Origin of the sequence: Lipingzhangella rawalii (assembly GCF_031628175.1) — a bacterium.
Taxonomy (GTDB): domain Bacteria; phylum Actinomycetota; class Actinomycetes; order Streptosporangiales; family Streptosporangiaceae; genus Lipingzhangella_A; species Lipingzhangella_A rawalii.
In genome coordinates this window covers 249166-268206 of record NZ_JAVLVT010000010.1, presented here as the reverse complement: position 1 = coordinate 268206, position 19041 = coordinate 249166, and the positions used below count along the sequence as shown (strand labels likewise).

The 19041-nt window shown below is 66.7% G+C and carries 16 protein-coding genes and 1 pseudogene; 12 read left to right on the top strand and 5 right to left on the bottom strand.

Annotation, left to right across the window (positions count from 1 at the left end):
• Positions 1–406 precede the first annotated feature (406 nt).
• From RIF23_RS18590 to RIF23_RS18580, 3 genes are all read left to right on the top strand, one after another.
• Positions 407–2101 (top strand): helix-turn-helix transcriptional regulator, encoded by a 1695-nt coding sequence (locus RIF23_RS18590; protein ID WP_310913875.1) that lies wholly within the window; start codon positions 407–409, stop codon positions 2099–2101.
• Positions 2102–2262: 161 nt separating this feature from the next.
• Positions 2263–3075, top strand: a complete 813-nt coding sequence (locus RIF23_RS18585) for a class I SAM-dependent methyltransferase (protein WP_310913874.1) — start codon at positions 2263–2265, stop codon at positions 3073–3075.
• 65 nt (positions 3076–3140) lie between these two features.
• Entirely contained in the window at positions 3141–3533 is a 393-nt protein-coding gene (locus RIF23_RS18580) for a nuclear transport factor 2 family protein (protein ID WP_310913873.1), read from the top strand.
• 371 nt (positions 3534–3904) lie between these two features.
• On the opposite strand, the gene RIF23_RS18575 is transcribed toward RIF23_RS18580, so the two are convergent.
• From RIF23_RS18575 to RIF23_RS18565, 3 genes and pseudogenes are all read right to left on the bottom strand, one after another.
• On the bottom strand, positions 3905–4093 hold the full coding sequence (locus tag RIF23_RS18575) for a hypothetical protein (RefSeq protein WP_310913872.1): 189 nt from the start codon (positions 4091–4093) through the stop codon (positions 3905–3907).
• Positions 4094–4499: 406 nt separating this feature from the next.
• Positions 4500–4691, bottom strand: coding sequence for a transposase (locus RIF23_RS18570; RefSeq protein WP_310914004.1), 192 nt, complete (start codon positions 4689–4691; stop codon positions 4500–4502).
• Between the two features lie 48 nt (positions 4692–4739).
• Positions 4740–5096 (bottom strand): annotated as a pseudogene (locus tag RIF23_RS18565) (transposase); the annotation flags it as partial.
• Positions 5097–5853: 757 nt separating this feature from the next.
• Here RIF23_RS18565 and RIF23_RS18560 point away from each other — a divergent pair.
• The 6 genes from RIF23_RS18560 (at position 5854) to RIF23_RS18535 (ending at position 14722) form a co-directional block, all read left to right on the top strand.
• Entirely contained in the window at positions 5854–8331 is a 2478-nt protein-coding gene (locus tag RIF23_RS18560) for an ATP-binding protein (RefSeq protein WP_310913871.1), read from the top strand.
• 71 nt (positions 8332–8402) lie between these two features.
• The gene (locus tag RIF23_RS18555) at positions 8403–8981 is read left to right on the top strand and encodes a hypothetical protein (protein WP_310913870.1); all 579 of its coding nucleotides are present in this window, start codon (positions 8403–8405) and stop codon (positions 8979–8981) included.
• Positions 8974–11775: a conjugal transfer protein TrbL gene (locus RIF23_RS18550; protein WP_310913869.1), complete on the top strand. Its 2802-nt coding sequence runs from the start codon at positions 8974–8976 to the stop codon at positions 11773–11775. The genes RIF23_RS18555 and RIF23_RS18550 overlap by 8 nt, the downstream gene beginning before the upstream one ends.
• A gap of 288 nt (positions 11776–12063) precedes the next feature.
• Positions 12064–12684 (top strand): hypothetical protein, encoded by a 621-nt coding sequence (locus RIF23_RS18545; protein ID WP_310913868.1) that lies wholly within the window; start codon positions 12064–12066, stop codon positions 12682–12684.
• Between the two features lie 120 nt (positions 12685–12804).
• Positions 12805–13857, top strand: coding sequence for a C40 family peptidase (locus RIF23_RS18540; RefSeq protein WP_310914003.1), 1053 nt, complete (start codon positions 12805–12807; stop codon positions 13855–13857).
• Positions 13858–13906: 49 nt separating this feature from the next.
• Positions 13907–14722: a hypothetical protein gene (locus RIF23_RS18535; RefSeq protein ID WP_310913867.1), complete on the top strand. Its 816-nt coding sequence runs from the start codon at positions 13907–13909 to the stop codon at positions 14720–14722.
• Here the strand turns inward: RIF23_RS18535 and RIF23_RS20875 are convergent.
• Together RIF23_RS20875 and RIF23_RS18530 are read right to left on the bottom strand one after the other, a co-directional pair.
• Positions 14719–14901, bottom strand: coding sequence for a DUF397 domain-containing protein (locus RIF23_RS20875; RefSeq protein ID WP_407659506.1), 183 nt, complete (start codon positions 14899–14901; stop codon positions 14719–14721). The two genes, RIF23_RS18535 and RIF23_RS20875, sit on opposite strands and share 4 nt — an antisense overlap.
• A 10-nt stretch (positions 14902–14911) precedes the next feature.
• Positions 14912–15763 (bottom strand): helix-turn-helix domain-containing protein, encoded by an 852-nt coding sequence (locus RIF23_RS18530; RefSeq protein WP_310913865.1) that lies wholly within the window; start codon positions 15761–15763, stop codon positions 14912–14914.
• 174 nt (positions 15764–15937) lie between these two features.
• On the opposite strand from RIF23_RS18530, the gene RIF23_RS18525 reads away from it, so the two are divergent.
• The 3 genes from RIF23_RS18525 (at position 15938) to RIF23_RS18515 (ending at position 18630) form a co-directional block, all read left to right on the top strand.
• The gene (locus RIF23_RS18525) at positions 15938–16321 is read left to right on the top strand and encodes a hypothetical protein (protein WP_310913864.1); all 384 of its coding nucleotides are present in this window, start codon (positions 15938–15940) and stop codon (positions 16319–16321) included.
• Positions 16322–16325: 4 nt separating this feature from the next.
• On the top strand, positions 16326–16673 hold the full coding sequence (locus RIF23_RS18520; protein WP_310913863.1) for a hypothetical protein: 348 nt from the start codon (positions 16326–16328) through the stop codon (positions 16671–16673).
• 748 nt (positions 16674–17421) lie between these two features.
• Positions 17422–18630 (top strand): hypothetical protein, encoded by a 1209-nt coding sequence (locus RIF23_RS18515; protein ID WP_310913862.1) that lies wholly within the window; start codon positions 17422–17424, stop codon positions 18628–18630.
• The last annotated feature ends 411 nt before the right edge of the window (positions 18631–19041 follow it).

Sequence of the window (19041 nt, the reverse complement as noted above, 5' to 3'; positions counted from 1 at the left end):
GCCACACCGCGTGTCGGGGCGGCCGCAGCCTCGCGGCCACCCCGACGCGTTCGCGTGCCAGCGGCCCCGGCGGCGGCCAAGCCGGCATCGGCGACCGGCGCCGCAGCTGGCGAGAAACCCGAATACCGCGAGGACCGCGAGGAATGCTGTGGAACGCGCCGGCCACCGGGGTCAGGGGTGCGACGCCGGCGCGAACAGGAGGGCCTGGGCCACCCCTCCACCACTTGTATACCCCACGCGCCGCCGCGCCGGAAAGCCCCCGCCGCAGCCAACCCTCCGGATCGAGAAACCCGAAGGTGCCGCCGCGCAGCCACCCCCACTCGAAACATCCCCACACGCACCCCGCCTGCCTGCCCGCCAGGCTGTGTCGGCCCGTGCGCGGCCCCGTCCGGCTTAGGATGCGGGCATGGCCGAGCCGGACCCCGTCGCCCAGGAACTCGCGGCGGGCGACCGCGCGCTCACCCGCGGCGCCTGGGAGCAGGCGCGATCCCACTTCGAGGCGGTGCTGGAACACACGGAGCATCCCGCCGCGCTGGAGGGCCTGAGCTGGACCCACTGGTGGGGCGGCGCCATCGAGGACTGTGCCGCGGCGCGCAGGCGCGCCTACCGTGCCTACCAGGCCGCCGGGGACGAGCGCGGCGCCGCGCGGATGGCGCAGTGGATCGGCGACGACTACCTCTGGTACCGCGCGGCCCCAGCCCTGGCCGAGGGGTGGTTCTCCCGTGCCCGCCGGATCCTGGACGGCCTCCCCGAGTGTCCGGAGCACGGCTGGCAGGCGGTGTTCGACGCGCAGATGGCCCTGGACTCGGGCGACCCCGACACGGCCCGCCGGCTCGTCGAGTGGGCCCAGCGGCTGGGCCGCGCCGAGGGCGCGGTTGCCCTCGAAATGTTCGCTGTCGCCACCGAGGGGATGGTGTATCTCGACGTGGGCGACCCGGCCGCGGGGCTGCGCTGTCTGGACGAGGCCACCACGGCCGCCCTCGCCGGGGAGTACGAACAGCTCGCCCCGGCCACCTGGTCCTGCTGCCTGCTGCTGTCGGCGTGCGAGGAGCTGCACGACGACGAACGCGCGGCCCAGTGGTGCGGCGAGATCCTCGCGTTCAGCCGCCGGGTGGGCGCACGTTTCGTGGTGGGCACCTGCCGCTCCCATTCGGGGGCCGTCCTGGCGCGGCAGGGACACTGGCCCGAGGCCGAACAGGAGCTGACCGCGGCGCTGCACGAGCTGGAGCGCGGGCCCGAGGAGTGGTACCGCGACGCGCTGGCCCGGCTGGGGGACCTACGACTCCGGCAGGGCCGCACGGGGCAGGCCAGAGAACTGTTCGAGCGGGCGGGGGAGAGGTGGCGTGCCCAGGCCGGCCTGGCAGCATTGTGCCTGGATGCCGGGGATGCCGACGGCGCGGTGGAACTGGCGCAGCGCGCCCTGCGCCAGCAGCCCCCGGACACTCCCCGCCGCGCACAGGCCCTGGAGGTGGCGGTGCGTGGGCATCTCGCCCGGGGGGAGCTGACGGCTGCGGCGGAGCATGCCACCCAGCTACGGACGATCGCGGGAGTGGTGGCCACCAGCTCCCTACTGGGCACAATGCACCTGTGCGCGGCCCGGCTGGCCGCGGCCGACACCGGCTCGGACACTGGTTCCGAGCCCGGCATCCACACCAGCGCTCCCGAGGCCGCCGCCGTCTCGGCAGCGCGGCATTTCGCCGACGCTGTGGCCGCGTTCGAACGCGCCGGCGCTCCCCTGGAGGCGGCCAACGCCCGCCTGGAGCTGGCCGCGACGCTGGCCGCGGCCGGCCAGAGCGAGTTGGCCGCGGCCGAGCGGCGCCGCGCCCACACGGCCCTGGCCGAACTGGGCCACACCCCGGCGACAGTGCAGCCGCAGGAGTCCGCCGGGCCTCCGCCCCAGCTGGAGCCGTGCGTATTGACCTCCCGTCAGCTGGAGGTGCTGCGGCTGGCCGCCGAGGGGCTCACGGAGCGCGGTATCGCCGAGCGGCTGGTGGTCAGCGAGCACACGGTGCACCGCCACCTCGCCAACATCTACACCCGCCTGGGCTGCTCCTCCCGTTCCGCTGCGATCGCCCGGGCGGCACGCGCCGGCCTGCTGTAGCACTCTATGGCCCGAACGGGCCATACCCGCGCCTGCGCTGATCTGGCATGCACAGGCGACGCGCCCGCGCGCCGTCCCGGTCGAGACTGGCGGTGTTGCAGTGTTTCCGCAGAGTTTCCGCAGAACACGCGGTTTCTGCCGCACCCGCGCAGGAGGTTTCAATGTCTGAGCTTGCCGATGTGAAAACCGCAGCCCGCACCGTGTGGGCGTTGGGGGACTATGACGCCATGATGCGCGCCGAGGGGCTGTACGACCTCGGGGCGCAGCTGGCGCACCAGCTCACCATCACCCCCGGCGAACGTGTTGTGGACGTGGCCTGCGGCACCGGAAACGCCGCGATTCCCGCCGCCCGAGCCGGCGGCCGGGTCACCGGGGTGGATCTCACCCCCGAGATGCTGGCGGTGGCGCGGCAACGTGCCGAGGCCGCCGGCGTCACCGTGGACTGGGTCGAGGGTGATGCGGAGAGTCTGCCGCTGCGCGACGCCGAGGCGGACGTGGTGCTGTCGACGTTCGGTTGCATGTTCGCGCCGCGGCACGAGGTTGTGGCGGAGGAGATCGCCCGAGTGCTGGCACCCGGAGGCCGGATCGGCCTGTGCGTGTGGGCACCCGATGGCGTGTTCGGGGAGTTCTTTAGGATCGTCGCCGGTTATCTGCCGCCTGACCCAGAGTTCGTTGACCCGCCGCTGGCCTGGGGCGACGAGCACCGGGTACGGGAACTGTTCGAGGGAACCGGCATCACCCCGGTGTTCGAACGCGCCAGCTGGCGCATCATCCACCCCTCGGTGGAGGCGGCCATCGCCTGCTACACGGACAATCTCGGGCCGGTCACCAAGGCCCGCGAACTCACCACCGCCAACGGCAGCTGGCCGGGGCTGCACGCCGACCTGGCAGCGCTGTTCCACCGGCACGCCGAGGACGATGGCCGGGTGGTGCTGCCCGCCACCTACCTCGTCATCACCGGCAGGCGTGCGTGATGGGCCCGGGCGACTCGACCGCGCCCCTGTCCCCGCCGACCCGCAACATTCCGGAGGGAGAAACCGTGCCGCATCCCAACGAGCAGCTCCTGCGCCGTTTCTACGAGCACTTCACCGCTGGCGACCTGGACACGATGGCCCGATCTTTCGACGACGACGTCGTGTTCCACGAACCGGGCCGCCACCCACTGGCGGGCACCCACCGCGGCGCCTCGGCCATCCTGGATTTTTTCCGCCGTATCGTCGAGAAGACGGAGGGCACACTCGAGTTGACGGAGGTGTCGCCGATTGTGGCCAACGACGACAGTGGGGCGGCGCGCCTGCGCCTGACCGCCCGCACCACCGCCGGACCCATCGAGGTTGAGGCTGTGGAGCTGTACACATTCCGCGCGGGCCGGATCAGTGAGATCCGCGCCTACCTGCACGACCAGTACGCCTGGGACCAGCTGTTGTCCTGACCCCATAAACGTGCCCCCCACCCGCGGCACCCCCGGTGCTCTGTTCTGGCTGTCCGGAGTGGGCTTGTTTCGGCGCTGCGAGGTGTGTGTCTGGTGGGGGGTGGATCTGGGGTGTGTTGGGGGTGAGGGCGTTCCCGGTGTCCGGCTGGGATGCTCCTTGCTGATGAATCGTGCGACAAAGTTCATGACCAACCAGGCACCCGGTACCCCAAGCGCTGCCGTGAGATTACGCCCCGGCGGTGTCAATTCGCTGACGCACCATCACCGGCGAGCATGCGGCGACCTACCTCGGCGCGTGAGCGGGGCCTTGCGCAGGCCAATTGGCCGGGCCGAACGCAAGGACGGCGCGGCACCTCGCGTTCGGGGCCGGATCAGGCTTTGCCGCGTCGCTGCACCCGGCGGCGCTCTTGGCGCGCGTTGTACGCGGAAATCATCGCGACCAACGCCGAGATCAAGGCCGCGATCGGGTCGTCATGCACGACTGCGATGATGACCGAGCACACCAGGGCAACGGCCGCCGAGCCCCACATGACGATTTCCCAGCCACTAACCGGTTTCACACTTGTTCCTATCGATAGTCGACCGCTGTCTCCCGATATTTGCACCCAGTGTCCCGCGCGGGATCCTCGCAGGATCCGCCGGGGCCGCGGGACCAGGCGCCGCCTCTACCAAACTCGAGCGTGCGCACGACTATTGCCGCAGCTGGTTCCGGAGGATCCTGGTGCCATCGGGGACGGACCCGGGCTTAGCCTCGATCGTTCATGAGGCTGTGCCGATGGGGTAACCAGGGCGGGTTCGTGCTCCAACAGCGGGATAGGACCGTTCCGGGCATGGATCCGGTCCGATCCGCTCGGTTCGGGCGCCGGAGTCCACGGGCTCCGGAAGGCGGTCCTTTCGTGTCGTCGGTGCGGGACAGGCCGCCTCAGGTGGGGGCTTGAAGCAGCCGCAGCCGGTCGATCGCGCTGGTCAGTACGTCGGCCCAGGGCCACGTCGCGCTGAATCGTAAGAGTGTGCGGCGGCCGCCAGGCGGGCCGCGGCCGAGAAGAGGCGCAGCCGTAGTTTCTTGGGTTCCCATCGGCGGGCCTGGTGGCCGGTGAGGGCGAGCGTCTGGGCCCAGACAGTGAGGTCGAGGGCGAGCAGGACGAGTTCGAGCCAGATGCGGTTGGCGTTGAAGCCGTGCAGGGGCAGGTTGCGCGCGCCGGTGTCTTTGGCGGCGCCGATCGCGGCCAGGGCCCGCTCGGGCTCGGCGGCCAGCGCGGCGATGGTACGCGAGATGGTGGGATCCGAGGCCACCGGCCCGTACAGTCCGGGCTCGGCGCGCAGCAGCGCCGCATCGGCCAGGCAGTCCCCGCCCAGAGCCAGCGCGATCGCCAGATCGGCGCAGACCGTGGCGGGATCGTGCACCGCTGGGGGTTTGCGCCAGCGGGCCAGGGCACTGCGCAGCGCCGTATCCAGGCCACTGGCGCGCACGGTCTCACTCAGCAGCAGCCCGCCGGCCTGGGACACGGTCCCGCGGCCATCGGCGGTGGGCCGCACACGGGGGTAGAACTCGGTAGTCTTCACTTGAAAGGTGCTTCTGTGCCTACTGGCGACACGGATCTGAACAGTCCCTATTGTCCCAGCACAGAAGCACCTTTTGCATGTTCAGAGGGGTCTGCCATCACGCCTGCCGTGAAAGCCCGAGGTTAGTTTTGCTCGGCCAGTGATCAACAGCAACCGGGGGAGGTGTGTTTGGCTAACTCCGGGGGTCGCTATCTCCCCCGGGGCGGGAGGCGGACCGGAGGCCACGGAGGTCGGGGGCTCCGGTTCCAGGTGTCCCGTGGGTGCTCTGTTCTGGCTGTCCGGAGTGGGCTTGTTTCGGCGCTGCGGGGTGTGTGTCTGGTGGGGGGTGGATCTGGGGTGTGTTGGGGGTGAGGGCGTTCCCGGTGTCCGGTCCGTGTCGTGGCGTCGGGTATTCCGGTCGTGGGTGATGCACGACTCGCGGTGCCTGCGGCGCGGATTTCCCCACATGGGCGGGCCTGCGCAGTACCATCGCTGCCATGATCCAGCCCGCACCGCGCCGGCGTTCCCTCCGCACTGTCCGGCGTGGGCCCAGACGTCTGGTGAGGTCCGCCCCGTGTTTCACAACTCACGTGCCAGACCGCTGTGTTCGGCCGTCATCTCTCGACCAATCCCGGGTATGCCACTCGTAATGTGATTCGTGTCGGCGCGGCCGGGTACACGTCGCGGCGGGTCCACCCGCCCCGGCCGTTCCCGGCCACGCCGTACCCGCCCACCGTCCTCGAGCTTCACTGCCGCCCACCCCAGGAGGCCCACCGCAATGAGTGTCACGTCCCGGGGCGCCAGCCGGTTGGCGGTCCGCTACTTCGACGACCGCATCCTCCTCTCGGACACCGCCGCCTGGGCGTACTTCCGGCTGCCCACGGTCTCCTACGAGTTCATGACCCCGGAGGACCGGGAGACCCTCGCCACCAACATCACCATCGCGATGGCCGCCATCCGCATGGATGATGCCGAGGTGCACCTGCGAGTGGCGCACCGCCTCTACCCGGCGGCGACCTGGGCGACGCGCCTCAGCCGCACCTCCGACGAGGGGCCCGGCTGGTTCGACTACCTGGAGGAGACCTACCGGCACGTGTGGACCCAGGACTTCTGGACGAAGGAGGTCTACCTGGGGGTTCGGCTCGGGCAGCGGGGTGTGGGCGCCCAGTTCTCCCAGGGGGTGCTGGGGCAGCTGTTCGGTGCCTATAAGCAGACCGAGCAGGTGTTGGGCCTGGAGGACCATGCCATCGACGACAAGGAGATCGCCTCCTGGACGTCCCAGTCGGAACGGCTGGGCCGCGCCCTGGGCGCCAGCGCCCTCCAGGCTCGGCACGCCACCGCCACCGAGCTGGCCTGGCTGCTGCGCCACTCGGTCACCGGTATCTCCGAGGAGCCCCGCCCGTCGGCCACCCCGCGGCGCCGCTGGGGCGCCGGGGAGATCGAGGCGCTCGTGGACGGCGTCATCCACAACGGGCGGTCAATGTTGTGCCTGGAGCAGCCCCGCGGCCAGACCTTCGTGGCCTACCTGTCGTATGCCCGCTTCCCGGATCTGATGCCATTCCCGGACGGCGACCCGTGGATGCACCACGCGGACGCGCTGCCGTTCCCGGTGGAGCTGAGCCTACGCATGAAGCTGGTGCCGCCCGCCAAGGCCAGCAAGGACGTGGGCCGCAAGCTCGCGCACGCCCGCGACATGGACGCCCACATCCGCGAGGCCGGGGTGGAAGCCCCGATCGCGCTGGCCGAGCAGATCGACGCGGCCCGCGCCCTGGAACACGGCATCACCAAGGAGCGGCTGCCGTTCGTGTACGGCTGGCACCGCCTCATGGTGTCCGCCCCCACCGAGGAGGAGTTGATCCAGCAGGTGGAGGCCACCGTGGAGCACTACCGCGACATCGGGATCGACGTCGTGAACTCCACGGGCGATCAGATGTCGCTGTTCTTGGAGTCCCTACCCGGCGAGCGGATCCGCCTCAACGCCTACGCCCAGCGCCAGCCGCTGCGCACCATCGCGGGCGGCATGCCCACCGCCACGGTCGACGTTGGCGACCGGGTGGACTCCGACGGCTCGGGCTGGATCGGCCCCTACATCGGGGAGACGATTGGCCGCGCCCGCTCCATCGTGCACTTCGACCCGCTGGTGGCGGCGGCCCGCAACCGGCCCACCGCCATCGCCATCACCGGCGAGCCGGGAGGCGGCAAAACCACGCTGGCGCTGCTGCTGATCTACCAGCTGGCGCTGCGTGGGGTGACGGTCGCCGCGATCGACCCGAAGGGCGACGCCGAGTCCCTGGTGCGGCTGCTGCAACGCCGTGGCCGTAACGCCCGCATCATGTCGCTGGAGAAGGCGGACGCGGGGCTGCTGGACCCGTTCGGGTTCGGCGACGATCTGCCCAGCAAGAAGACTATGGCCACCGAGACGCTGCGGCTGCTGCTGCCCCGCATGAGTGAGGAACGCGAGTCCGCGATGATTCAGGCGGTGGCGGCGGTCGCCAACCAGCCGCGCCCCAGCCTCGCCAAGGTGGTACAGCACCTGGAGAGTTCTGATGACGCCGCCTCGAAGAACCTGGGTGCGGTGCTCGGCTCCATGGCGGAGATGCGTCTGGCGCGGCTGTGCTTCGACCCGCAGGGCGATACCCAGATCGACACCGAGGGCTGGACCACCGTGTTCACTCTGGGTGGGCTGACCCTGCCCGACTCCACGATCCAGCGCGACGACTACTCCTACGAGCAGCGCCTGAGTGTGGCGCTGCTGTACCTGGTGAGCCAGTTCGCGCGGCGGCTCATGAACGGCCTGGATCGGCGCCTGCCCAAGGCGATCTTTCTGGATGAGGCGTGGGCGGTCACCTCCACCCCGGAGGGGGCGAAGCTCGTTCCGGAGGTGTCCCGGATGGGCCGGTCCCGCAACACCGCGCTGATCCTGGTGAGTCAGAACTCCGGTGACCTCCTCAACGAGCAGGTCACCAACTGCCTGTCCAGCGTGTTCGCGTTCCGCTCCAGCGAGAAGGTGGAGGTGGACGACGTGATGAGCCTGCTGGGTGTGGAGCCGTTGGAGGACCATCGCGGGATGTTGCGCAACCTCGGCAACGGGGAATGCATCTTCCGGGATCTGGACGGGCGCGCGGGCCGGGTTCGGGTGGATCTGGTGTCGCAGGAGCTGCTGCGGTGGCTGGACACCAACCCAACCCGGGAACGGCCCGACACCGAGACCGATGAACTCGCACCGGAGAATCGGCCGGTGGTCGAGTCGCGGTGATGACCTGACCATCCACGACGAGCGACAGGGTGAGACGTGGCTGCGCGAGACGCTGGGGAGGACCGAGCCTGATGTTCTCGTCCCCTGAGGCCACCGCGGGGTGGCGCAGGTACGTGACCGGGGTCCCGGCCGCGGGACTGGCGACGGCGGGCGGCACCGCCCCGGCGGGTCCGCGCGGCCCGCAGGTGTGCGCGTTCGAGTACCCGCCGAGTGGAGGGGGGCGTCCCCTGTTCCCGCCGGATGACGGGGACGACCCGGGGGGCGACGCCTGGGCGCGGGGCTTCTACGGCGGCCCGCCCGGGATCGGCGTGTGGGGCTGGAGCCCGGAGCCGATTCCGGGCCTGCTGGGGCCGCCCATCCAGCTGCGGTGGCCCCGCATGCCGGGTTGGTTGCGGCGTCTCACCGGCCAGGACGAGTCCGTCCCGGACGAGGGCGGGGACACGGATCCGGGCACTGAGGGTGGTTCGGGGGGCTCCGGGCAGTGCCGGCGTGTGCCTGTCGCGCTGCCCGCGCTTCCGGGTTTCGCTCCGGCGCTGGCCGGGGCGGGGCTCCTGGCCGGCCTGCGATCCGCTCTCATGGACGTGCTGGGCCTGCGCGGCGGCAGGTTCGGGCCGCTGGGGAGCGGCTGCCCGGGGCGGGGTCGTGGCTGAGGCGGCCCGCCGCTCGGCGGCGGGAGACGATGCGGCTCCGTCCGGGGCCGCGCCCCGGGATCCGGATATTCCCAGCGGGGCGCGGACGGCGCGTGCCGGACGTGGACGGCTGGGGGGTGCCGTGGCCTGGCTGCGGGCGCGGATGCACAGCGGGCCGGGGCCGTGCCCGGCAGCCGGTCCCAGGAGCGCCGAGGCTCCCAGCGCCCCGCCACCCCCCAGCTATGCGGCGCCCGCATCATCGATGCGGCAGGCGGGTGCCCGCGGAGCCGCGGGTGTGCCGAACCGCCGCCGGCTGGCGAGCGCCACCACCACCCGCGGTGATGATCCACGCGCATCAGCCCAGTACTCAGACGCATCGGCCACCGTGGCGGCCGGAGCTGCGGCAACGGCGAACACCGCCGGAACCACGGGCGTCATCCCACGCACCGGCGGCCCGGGAACCCCGCACCGCGGGTGGCGCCGCGCCCTGGTGCTGGTGCTGTTCGCACTGGCGTTCATGCTGGTGCCGCTCGGCTCGGCCCAGGCCAACCCCATCCCGGGCTGTGACGGCGACCCGGCGCCGCAGCCGGAGGCCGCCGGCTCGGGCTCGGACGGGCTACTGGTGCCGCCGCAGTCCGCGGAGTCGATCGCACAGTCCCCGGACGGGCTGCCTCCGGACGCGAGCCTGTACGGGCAGTACGGCACCGCGGGCACGCAGTGGCACACCATCCGCGAGTCCTGCCTGGACAAGATGGCTCAAAGCCCCGTCGCCACGATCGCGAACGTGTCCTGGGACGTCTCCAAGACCATCAACCAGTCCACGATCACCGTGTACCAGGCGGCGACCTCGGACGGGCTGCTGGACAGCTTCAACGAGATGACTGTCAGCGTGATCGAGACACTGCGCGCCGGCATCTGGCAGCCACTCCTGCCCACTGTCGTCATCCTTGGCGCGGTGTGGCTGGCCTGGTACGGCCTGATCCGGAAGCGGGTCACGCTCACCCTGGAGAGCGCCGTGTGGATGGTGCTGGCCACCACCCTCGGGATCTGGATCCTCCTGAATCCAGCCCAGGTCATGAACATGGCCAGCACCACCGTGAACTCCGGCAGCCAACTGGTGAACTCCGCCATGGCGCAGGTGTCGGTGCCGGGTGCGGCCACCACCTGCCCCGCAGGCGCTCCCGAGACGGAACGCGCCGACTGGGAAAGCGAGAGCGAGTTCCATGTGCGGCAGAACTCGCAGCAACTATGGTCCGGGCTGGTCTGCCAGCCCTGGGTAGCCGGAGAATTCGGAAGTGGGCCAGTTGCAAATACCGCAGCTGAACGCCATGGCGTGGACCTAATGGAGGCTCAGGCAATCAGCCGGATTGAGCAGCAGCAGATATCGGAAGGTGAAATTGATGCTGCTCAACTCACCGAGGAGAAGCAAGAGTCGTACCAAGAGATTGCCGCCGATATTGAGAATACCTACCCCGAGATTTATCCCCTGTTCTCGGGGGAGCAGGCCGGGGAGCGGCTTGGGGTGTCCCTGTTGGCGCTGTTCGCTTCGGTTTTTGCCGGGGGGCTGATCCTGGCCGGTTCGGTGGCGCTGATCGTGCTGAAGATCGGATTCCTGCTGCTGTTACTGCTGTCTCCCATCTTCCTGCTGATCGGCGTGCATCCCGGGTTCGGTCGCGTGGTGCTGCTGCGCTGGGTGGAGATGATGTTCGGCCTGCTGCTGAAGCAGATCTTCATCGTGGTGCTGATCTCGCTGCTGGTGCTGGCCTACGGCATGGTGATGGCCACCAACCTTGGTTGGGGGCTTCAGATGATCCTGTTGTCCCTGTTCACTCTGGCCCTGTTCATCTACCGCCGGCCGTTCGCGCACCTGTTCTCCTCGGTGAACGCCAACACCTTCACCTCCCGCATGGTCGGTGACGCCATGACCAGCAGTGTGCTCAGCAAAAGCGCGAACGCGCTGCCGCCCGTCGCCTATATGCGGGCCCAGAAGTGGGGCGCGCAGCGCATGCCGCAGCTCGGTGCCATGGCGGCGGCCGTTCCCGGCGGCAGCAGCGGCATGGACGAGACCGGCCGGGTTCCTGCTGGCGAGACGGAGCAGGAGCGTGCCGCCGACCGTTCCGAGAGTGGCCGGGCCCGCGGCCGGGTCGGCTACGGCCGGGCCCGCAGCGGCTCCGCCCCGCCCCCGCTCGGTCTGGATGGGGAACACGGCCGTTCCCCATCCGGGGGAGCCGGCCCGGCGGGCGGCGGCAGTCGGCGGGAGACGGGCCAGGCCCCCAGCCTCGCCGATGCGGCCTCGGCCAGCGGAAGCGAGCCCAGCTCCGGAAGCAGCATCCCGCCACGCCCCGCCGGTGGCTACACCGGCATGGGCGGTGGCAACTGGGGCGAGATCTTCGGCACCGGCGCCGGTAACCGCAACGCGGGGTCCGCCGCCAGCAGTGGCGGAGACTCCCGGCCTCCAGCCGGAGGGGACGGCCCCGCGCCAGACTCCGGTGGGGGCGGAGGCGGGCTCTTCGGGAGCCGCCGCTCCTCCCGCGACAACGACGGCGCCTCCCGCTGGGGTGGCCCCCGCCCAAGCCGAGGAGACCGGCCCACCCCGCCCCGAGAACCCCGTCGCGGCGGCACCCCCGGAGGGGGCCGGGGCGGGGGCGGCGGCGCTTCCGGGGGCTCGGACGGCGAGGGCGGAAGCTGGCTGTCCCGCCCGTCCGGCGGGGCCGGAACCGAGCGGGAGAGCACCCCGTTCTGGGCCGACGAGGGCGGCTCCTCGCGGCGCGGCCCCCGCCGCGACATTCCGTTCTGGCTGCGGGACGAGGACTGATGGGCAGTATCCGAATCCGAGCGGCACGCCCCAGAGACACATCGTGCTGCCGCGGGCAGGCATCGTTGCCCGGAATACCGGTGGCCCGGGAGGTGTGCGCTCCCATCGCCGGCCCGGATCCCAGCCGGCGCAACGAAGAATTCCCAGAACGCCACCCCGATGCCGGCATCTGCGATATAAACCCCGGGCCGGGTCCCGGCGCCGCAGCTTCGCGGCGATCGCTCCCCCGGGACCCGGCCCGGCTCCCGCACCCGACCCGTGTCCGTCCCCGAGCTGCGGAGAGTTCCGATGGCCAAACCCCTCTCGGACGGCCAGCAGCGCTTCTTCCTCGCCGTCGTGGTGGTCGCGCTGGTCGCCTTCGGCATCTACCTCGCCTGGGCGAACTTCCAGGACGATGACGCCCCACCCCCGGCTGCCGACGAGGACACCGAGGAGGGCGGCGCCCCGGCACCTATGGACGTCACGGACGAGGACGAGCTGGACGTCTTCGACTGGTTGCCGCATTCCGAGGAGGAATTCCGCTCCGCCGCGGTGACCGCCCGGGACTTCGCCGCCGCGTTCGGCACCTACGACCATGCGGAATCCAACGAGGAGTATGTGGACCGGATGGCCGAGCTCGCCACCGACGATTTCGCCGAGACCCTCACCCAGGGCACCGGCGGTTCCGCACTCCGGGAAGACCTGGACGAGGAGGAGCGGGTCTCCACCGGGCGGGCGGATGTGCTGGAGCTCCGCAGTATCACTGACGAAGCCCTCGTGTTCGTGGTGGACGCCCAGTCCATCCACGAGAGCGAGGACGGGGCGTCAGAGAGCCTGGGAGAGTTCGCCGTCACCGTCACCCCCGAGGGCGGCACCTGGCGCGTGTATGACTTCCAGCTCGCCGACGCGGGTGACTACGGCGAGGTGTAGCCGGTGTCGTCCCCGATCACTGTCTTCGTCCGGCACAGCCGCTCCGATTCCGGCCAGTGCGCCACCCGGCTCGCGGTCGGCTGCGGTCTCGCCGTAGCGGGCGCGCTGGTACTCACCCTCATGGTGATCCCCCTGTCCGCGACGAACCCCGGAATGGTGGGGGCCGTGGACGCCATGGAGTGCACCCCGGGAACCACCACCGAGCAGGCCGATGCCTCGGACTACGCGGCCGAGGACATTCCCGAGGACTATCTGGAGCTGTACCAGGACGCCGCCGAGGACCGCGGAATCCCCTGGAACGTCCTCGCGGCGATCGGACAGGTGGAGAGCCACCACGGCCGTTGGGACGGCCCCGGAATCACCGAGGGCCACAACGAGGCCGGCGCCGCCGGACCCATGCAATTCGGCACCCAGGAGGACATGGCCGCCACCAACACCTGGGGCGGGGAGCCGGTCCAGGACGTGGAGGACCGCCCCGACGAAGGCTACGGGGTGGACGGCAACGACGACGGCGTCGTCGACGTCTACGACCCCGCCGACGCGATCCCGGCCGCCGCGGACTACCTGGTGGCGCACGGGGCCCCCGAGGACATCGAGAACGCCCTGTTCAACTACAACCGGGCCTGGTGGTACGTCGAGGACGTGCTGGAGGTGGCCGACCGCTACGCCGAGGGCGACTACGCGGTCGTCGACGGCACGGAACGCGCCGTGAACTGCGCCGTCACCGAGGACGGCGAGCCGATCGGCGAAGCTCCGGACGAACTGACCCAACAGGTTGTGGACTGGGCACTGGACCAGCGCGGAAAGCCCTACATCTGGGGCGGAACCGGGCCTGGCGGTTTCGACTGTTCCGGGCTGACCATGAAGGCCTACGAGAGCATCGGCGTGACCATACCCCGAGTGGCGCGGGACCAGTGGTCCTTCGGCCCCGAAGTTCCCCAGGGAGAGGAACAGCCCGGAGACCTCGTGTTCTTCGACGTGCCCCACCAAGACGGCGGCCCCGGCCCGGGACATATGGGCATGGTTATCGGCGACGGGCTGATGGTGGAAGCGTGGTGCACCGACTGCGGGCCGATCGCCACCCGGGAGTACGACGACCCGAACCGCGCCGACATCCTAGGCTTTACCCGGCCCCTGGAACACGAAGACGTCCGGGTGCAACTGGACCTGTGACGCCGCGCCGGAGACCGAGCCGGCCCCCTGAGCGGATCGAGGAAACGCGGTGGACGAGGAAACCCCCGAACAGCACTCCCGAACAGACACCGAGACGCAGCAGAAAAACGGAAGCGGGACGACACCGAAAAAGAGCCTGCGGGAGCGACTGAGTGGCCCCCAAGCATGCCTCGCCGTCGTGGGCTGCGGAACCTTGGCAGCACTGGCAGTGATGGGGCTGGTCATCGGGGGATTGAGGTTGTTTACTTCGATTGTTTCCGGAGATACAGAGCAGCAAGCATCACAGAATATCGGTGGGGCGCCGGAACGAGGTCCAGTTTCTACGTTGGAACCCGGGACTTTTGATTTGTGCGAGTCTGCGCAGAACGTAAGTGCATTTGACGTTTATGTGGATGAACGCCTGGATGGCAATGAAAGTTTCATTGATACGGCCGAAGGTGATTCTGAATTTGACTCTCGATTTAGAGAGATAAAGAATGAATGTGTATGGCGCGTCGGGTCGTCAGGCGTTCTCCATATGAATTATGTAGCGATTGCGGACTCTCCCCGGGGAGAGTCTTCTATTGGTCGAGCTGATGACATTTATGAAACATGGAAGGCAGATGCATCTCAAGGGTTTGATGGAATAGTTGACGAGGAAGAACTTGGAGGGGTTCCCTCTGAGAATTTCTTCATTTATGGCGATCTTGACAACGGTGACGGCGCCTACACATTTATTTCTCAAGTAAAGAGCAGCGTATACGAAGTTTCGTATATCGATGAGTCGGGCCATCAAGACAGCAGTCTCACTGATTTTCGTGGGCTTATTAGAGACTCCTCTCTCGATTTTCAGGAGCGGCTTGATCGGGTCGTTCCTGATGATTAGCTTCTTATGCTTGCCAAGAACATTACCCAGTCCTTTGCTGGGAATTTTAACTCTTTTGTTTCGAGAGACTGAGAGTCTCTTATAGAAACCTCTTTGTCTCTTATTTTAAATTCTAGACAGTTAGGCCCCTCTGGTTGGCTGTAGCTACTCTTTTTCCAGGCTTCAAATTCTGGGGGCACAATCTCTCCTCTAGTCGACGATCTTTGGAATTAGTTCGTTTGTAATGAAGGAGCTAGACTCCTTGGAGGATAGTGAGCTATCCAGTACTTCTTTGAATAGCTCGTTGTAGCGTTCGATGTCAGTGCGATCTTCGAGGTACAGCCCGTCATGGGCGTTTTCTAGGAACACCACCGAGGCGTCAGGGCCAAATGGGAAGTCCAGGATGACGAACTGGCCGGAGGTGCCGGGGTGCGCTCCGACTGAGTCGGGGATTATGTGTAGCTCTACGTTTGGTTTCTCGTTTGCGGCAACCAGGTGATGGAGCTGTGCTCGCATGACGGCTGGCCCGCCCACGAGCTTTCGGAGGGCCGCTTCGTCGACGATTGAGCGGACCTGAAGTGGGTTGTTGCCATCCAAGTGTCGTTGGCGGGTTAAGCGAAGTTCTGTGCGACGACCGATCACTGACGCGTCACACCGTCCTTGCATAAGCGCCGCAGCGTAGTCAGCTGTTTGGAAGAGCCCGGGGACGACAAGAGCTTCAAAGGAGCGGAGGCAAGTGGCTTCAGACTCAAGGGCGATGTAGGAACTGGATCCAAGTAGATCGGAGTAGCGCTCCCACCAGCCTTTGAGCTTGGTCTGACGGGCCATGCCCATGAGGGCCTCTCGGTGCTCATGGTCGCTGACCCCGTAGCAGTCAGCGAGTGCCCTGACGTCCTGGGGGTTCAGTCTCTTCCACTGGCCTCGCTCGATCCTGTTGACCTTCGTGCGGTCCCATCCCATGTGTTCGGCCACATCGATTGTGCTCAGGCCCTTGGCTTCGCGAAGCCGCCTTAGCTCGTTCGCGAGTTGCCTGTGCCGCACGCTCTGGCCTGAAGCTTCCAACTGATCCTCCTTCGCTGCCCTCGTTTGAACTATAGGCACATGAGCCCATGGATCCTGAACGTACCCTCAGGGTAAGAACTATTTGAAAAGATGCCCTTAGGGCATTACTCTGGTTGGTGTTAGGTCGATCACTCTCCGGGATCGACACTCAACCCCCCGAAGGTGGTGACACGTATGTCCACTCTTCCGAACCCTGCCCCGCAGCCGTTCCCGATCACGACAGCCGAGCTGAGCGACACCGTCCCCCATCTGATCCTGCTGGCGAAGGAGCTGCGCCGGGTGGGGCTGGAGGCCAAGGTGGATGCGTCCCTGGGCGTGGTGGACGCCTGGGTGCCGGATGACGTGACGGCGACGGGCTATCGGGTGCGGGCGATCCAGCGGGTGGCGCTGCGGACTTTGGCCCCGGGCGACACCCCGTGGTGGTGGCTGCTGTGGCCCGAGGAGCGGTTCCGCAACGTTGTGGTGCCTCCGGAGCTGGAGCTGATGGCTCCGGTGGAGGAGGCGCGGGACATGGCGCGCCGCGTGCGCAAGGTGCTCGTACTGACGGACGAGGAGTGAGGGCATGACTGCGAGTGTTGCCGTGCGGGCCGGCGCGTCGAGCTATTCCCCCCGCCATGCCGGGGCGTGGGCACCGGGCGGTCTTCCGGACTGGGCGTACCGGAGGTCGCTGAGTGTGGCGGACCGTGCCGTGGTGTCCAGCAGGGACCAGGCGGTTCTACTGCGGGCCGGGCTGGCTCCGTCTGTGCCGCGTGGAGGGCGCGGCCGCCGGCGGCGTGGCCGCGACCCAGCCGATGCGTACCTGCGTGCCATGCAGCGGCACTTCACCCAGGCCTGTGGGGCACTGACCCTGTGGATTCCGATCACGGGGCTGCTCGGCCTGCTGGATCTGGCGGAAATGATCTTGCGGTAGCCAATCCCGAGCCGGGTGGGACGCTCGCACATCATCGGAGGGGGTGCGAGCGCCCCACCCTTGGCATCTCCACGACACCGTTCTCTCCCGAGACGCCGACCACGGATATAGCGTTTTTGCTGGACAGCGAAACGCACGCTGATTTCAAGATCAACAAATGTGGGGTGAGGGGCACCATAATGCCCAGGCTCCTGAAACAAGTGGTGGATCCGGACGATCCACTCAACGCAGCTACAGCTTACGTATAGCGTTACCATGCAGAAGGTTCAGGATGCGCAAGGTCTGCGGGGGCATCTCCTGCGCTTAGTCCAGGGGCCTATAATGCCGCCCATGTGAAGATCCTAGCGTGACAGAACCTGACGTCAGTCATTGATTCCTTGGCGGATTGCTTTTGTCTCTCACCAAAATCAGGAGGCGCGCGTGTCTGACGATGGTTATGGCGTCAACCCCGTAGCAGTATGGAACAGCGAATCCCATGTCCTCGACCATCTTGAGGTCCTACACAGTATCAAGAGTCGCTTCAGCCGAATCATGGAGGACTGTCGGGACGCCTCGTCGGGTGAGTTCGATGCTTGGATATCAGGCAGGGCGTCGCCATGGGCGAAAACGAAAAATCGGCAATAATGCTAGTGCAGAAGTCCGTGCTCCCGGTGTAGCGCGGACGGAAATCTACAGCGGTAAGGAAGTTGGCGAGGTCATCGATGGAGGGCCGGCCAAGTCATCCCTGCGGAACAGAGTATATCCCTGAATGGTCATCAAAAAAGTCGTAGTTGCGTCCATCTCGATTGTCATTGCGATTGCGCTCTTTTGTGGCGTTATGGGGTGGAATTTATGGCTGGAGGGTAGATACGCCGAAACGGGGTATGAGGATATAAATCTGCTGGTTGGGAGCGAACAGGTCGAGGTGGTTGAGAGAGTCGCTAGAGATTATCACGAAGGAGATCTGGTACGAGTAGTTCCCTTTACGGGTGGGGGACTGGCGGTGTTCACAGATGGTGTTGTGGCAGTTAACCCTGTGACGGAGGATCCTCTGTGGTCGTTTATTGTCCCGGGGAGGCAGATGGACATTGAACAAACACCGGTAGATAGGATCCCTCAGGTTAGTCCAGGTACCATGGCCCAAACCCTCGTGTTGCGATACTCGGGATCTTTGATCCACAGGTTGGTCGAAGTCAGCCCAGAAACAGGAGAAGTTATTGGAAATCAGTGGTCCGTGGTGCGGGACCCATGGAGAAACAACGTTGATGCAGTGAGTCCGGTTGGGTGGATTAATGTCAGCGAACGTGAGGTCCAGTCCACCGTGTTGGAATGGCAGCCTGGAAGTGAGTACATCGAGGATTGGGCGACTCGTATTCCCGAGGAATGTGAGTCAATCTCCTCGGATGACGTTGTTGCCTTGAGTAATGTCGTTGCTGTTGGGATGGTGTGCTCTGAAGTTGAAGGAGACGTTGTCCGTCTCATGGGACTTCATGTCAATAATGGTGATGTGGTGTGGGTGAGAAAGTGGGATGGAGATCAAGTTCCAGAGTTGAGGAGAGTGAACCCCTACACGATTCCCGACATTGGTATGGATCAACCGGCTTGGGATGTGGCGCGCAATGAAATCGACGGGGCGTACTCTCTGATCAACGAACGTAATGGTGAGGAGTATGACCTGGAGGATCGGCTACGAGGTTCGTGGCATGACTATATTACTCCTCCCCAAGAGAAAGGTAGTGAGTCAGCGCCTGGCACCATAATCCTCGGGGGTCATAGGGTATTTAGTCAGGGCATGACTGTTCCTATGTTCTATGAGCTGGTGGATCGGGGCATTGTTGATTATGATCCTGAGGAAGATTCAGAGTTTGCGAGCAGATATCGCGATTGCGGCGAGTGTCTGATTCAAACGATCCACGACAGCAGTGTAGCCATTGCAAGCGTGAACGCTCAAATGAAAGAAAAAATGGAAAATCTGTGAGTCAAGTATAGATCGTTGAGTGTGCAGGAATGAGAGATTGTTTTTGCAATGATAGTCTCAGTAGTTATGAATGATGAGTTTGTGGGGGTTGATGGTAGGACCGTCACGGGTGGATGGGAGGGTCTTGTTTCGAAGGTTGAGAAGGCGGCAGTGGCCTCGATGGTTACCATGGCCCTAACCGACTTCTGCGGATCCGCCACCGGCACCGGCGAACACCAATCCATCCCCACCACACCGCAGCCGTGGCAGGGATGATGGGAACTGTCACGAGTGGTGATGCCGGTGCCGGCATGCGAGATCCGGGGCAGATTCCCCGGACTCCCTAAGTACTCGGGGGCGTCAGACCAACCCGGATACCCGGCGGGCACTGGCGTGGCTGGGCGTGATGTCGCTTGACGATTTCATGCCGTG

What these genes read in the sequence shown, in the direction of transcription:
- RIF23_RS18590 (WP_310913875.1), top strand. Translation starts at nt 407, where the DNA reads ATGGCCGAGCCGGACCCCGTCGCCCAGGAACTCGCGGCGGGCGACCGC.
- RIF23_RS18555 (WP_310913870.1), top strand. Translation starts at nt 8,403, where the DNA reads ATGTTCTCGTCCCCTGAGGCCACCGCGGGGTGGCGCAGGTACGTGACC.
- RIF23_RS18520 (WP_310913863.1), top strand. Translation starts at nt 16,326, where the DNA reads ATGACTGCGAGTGTTGCCGTGCGGGCCGGCGCGTCGAGCTATTCCCCC.
- RIF23_RS18560 (WP_310913871.1), top strand. Translation starts at nt 5,854, where the DNA reads ATGAGTGTCACGTCCCGGGGCGCCAGCCGGTTGGCGGTCCGCTACTTC.
- RIF23_RS18545 (WP_310913868.1), top strand. Translation starts at nt 12,064, where the DNA reads ATGGCCAAACCCCTCTCGGACGGCCAGCAGCGCTTCTTCCTCGCCGTC.
- RIF23_RS18585 (WP_310913874.1), top strand. Translation starts at nt 2,263, where the DNA reads ATGTCTGAGCTTGCCGATGTGAAAACCGCAGCCCGCACCGTGTGGGCG.
- RIF23_RS18515 (WP_310913862.1), top strand. Translation starts at nt 17,422, where the DNA reads ATGGTCATCAAAAAAGTCGTAGTTGCGTCCATCTCGATTGTCATTGCG.
- RIF23_RS18525 (WP_310913864.1), top strand. Translation starts at nt 15,938, where the DNA reads ATGTCCACTCTTCCGAACCCTGCCCCGCAGCCGTTCCCGATCACGACA.
- RIF23_RS18540 (WP_310914003.1), top strand. Translation starts at nt 12,805, where the DNA reads ATGGTGATCCCCCTGTCCGCGACGAACCCCGGAATGGTGGGGGCCGTG.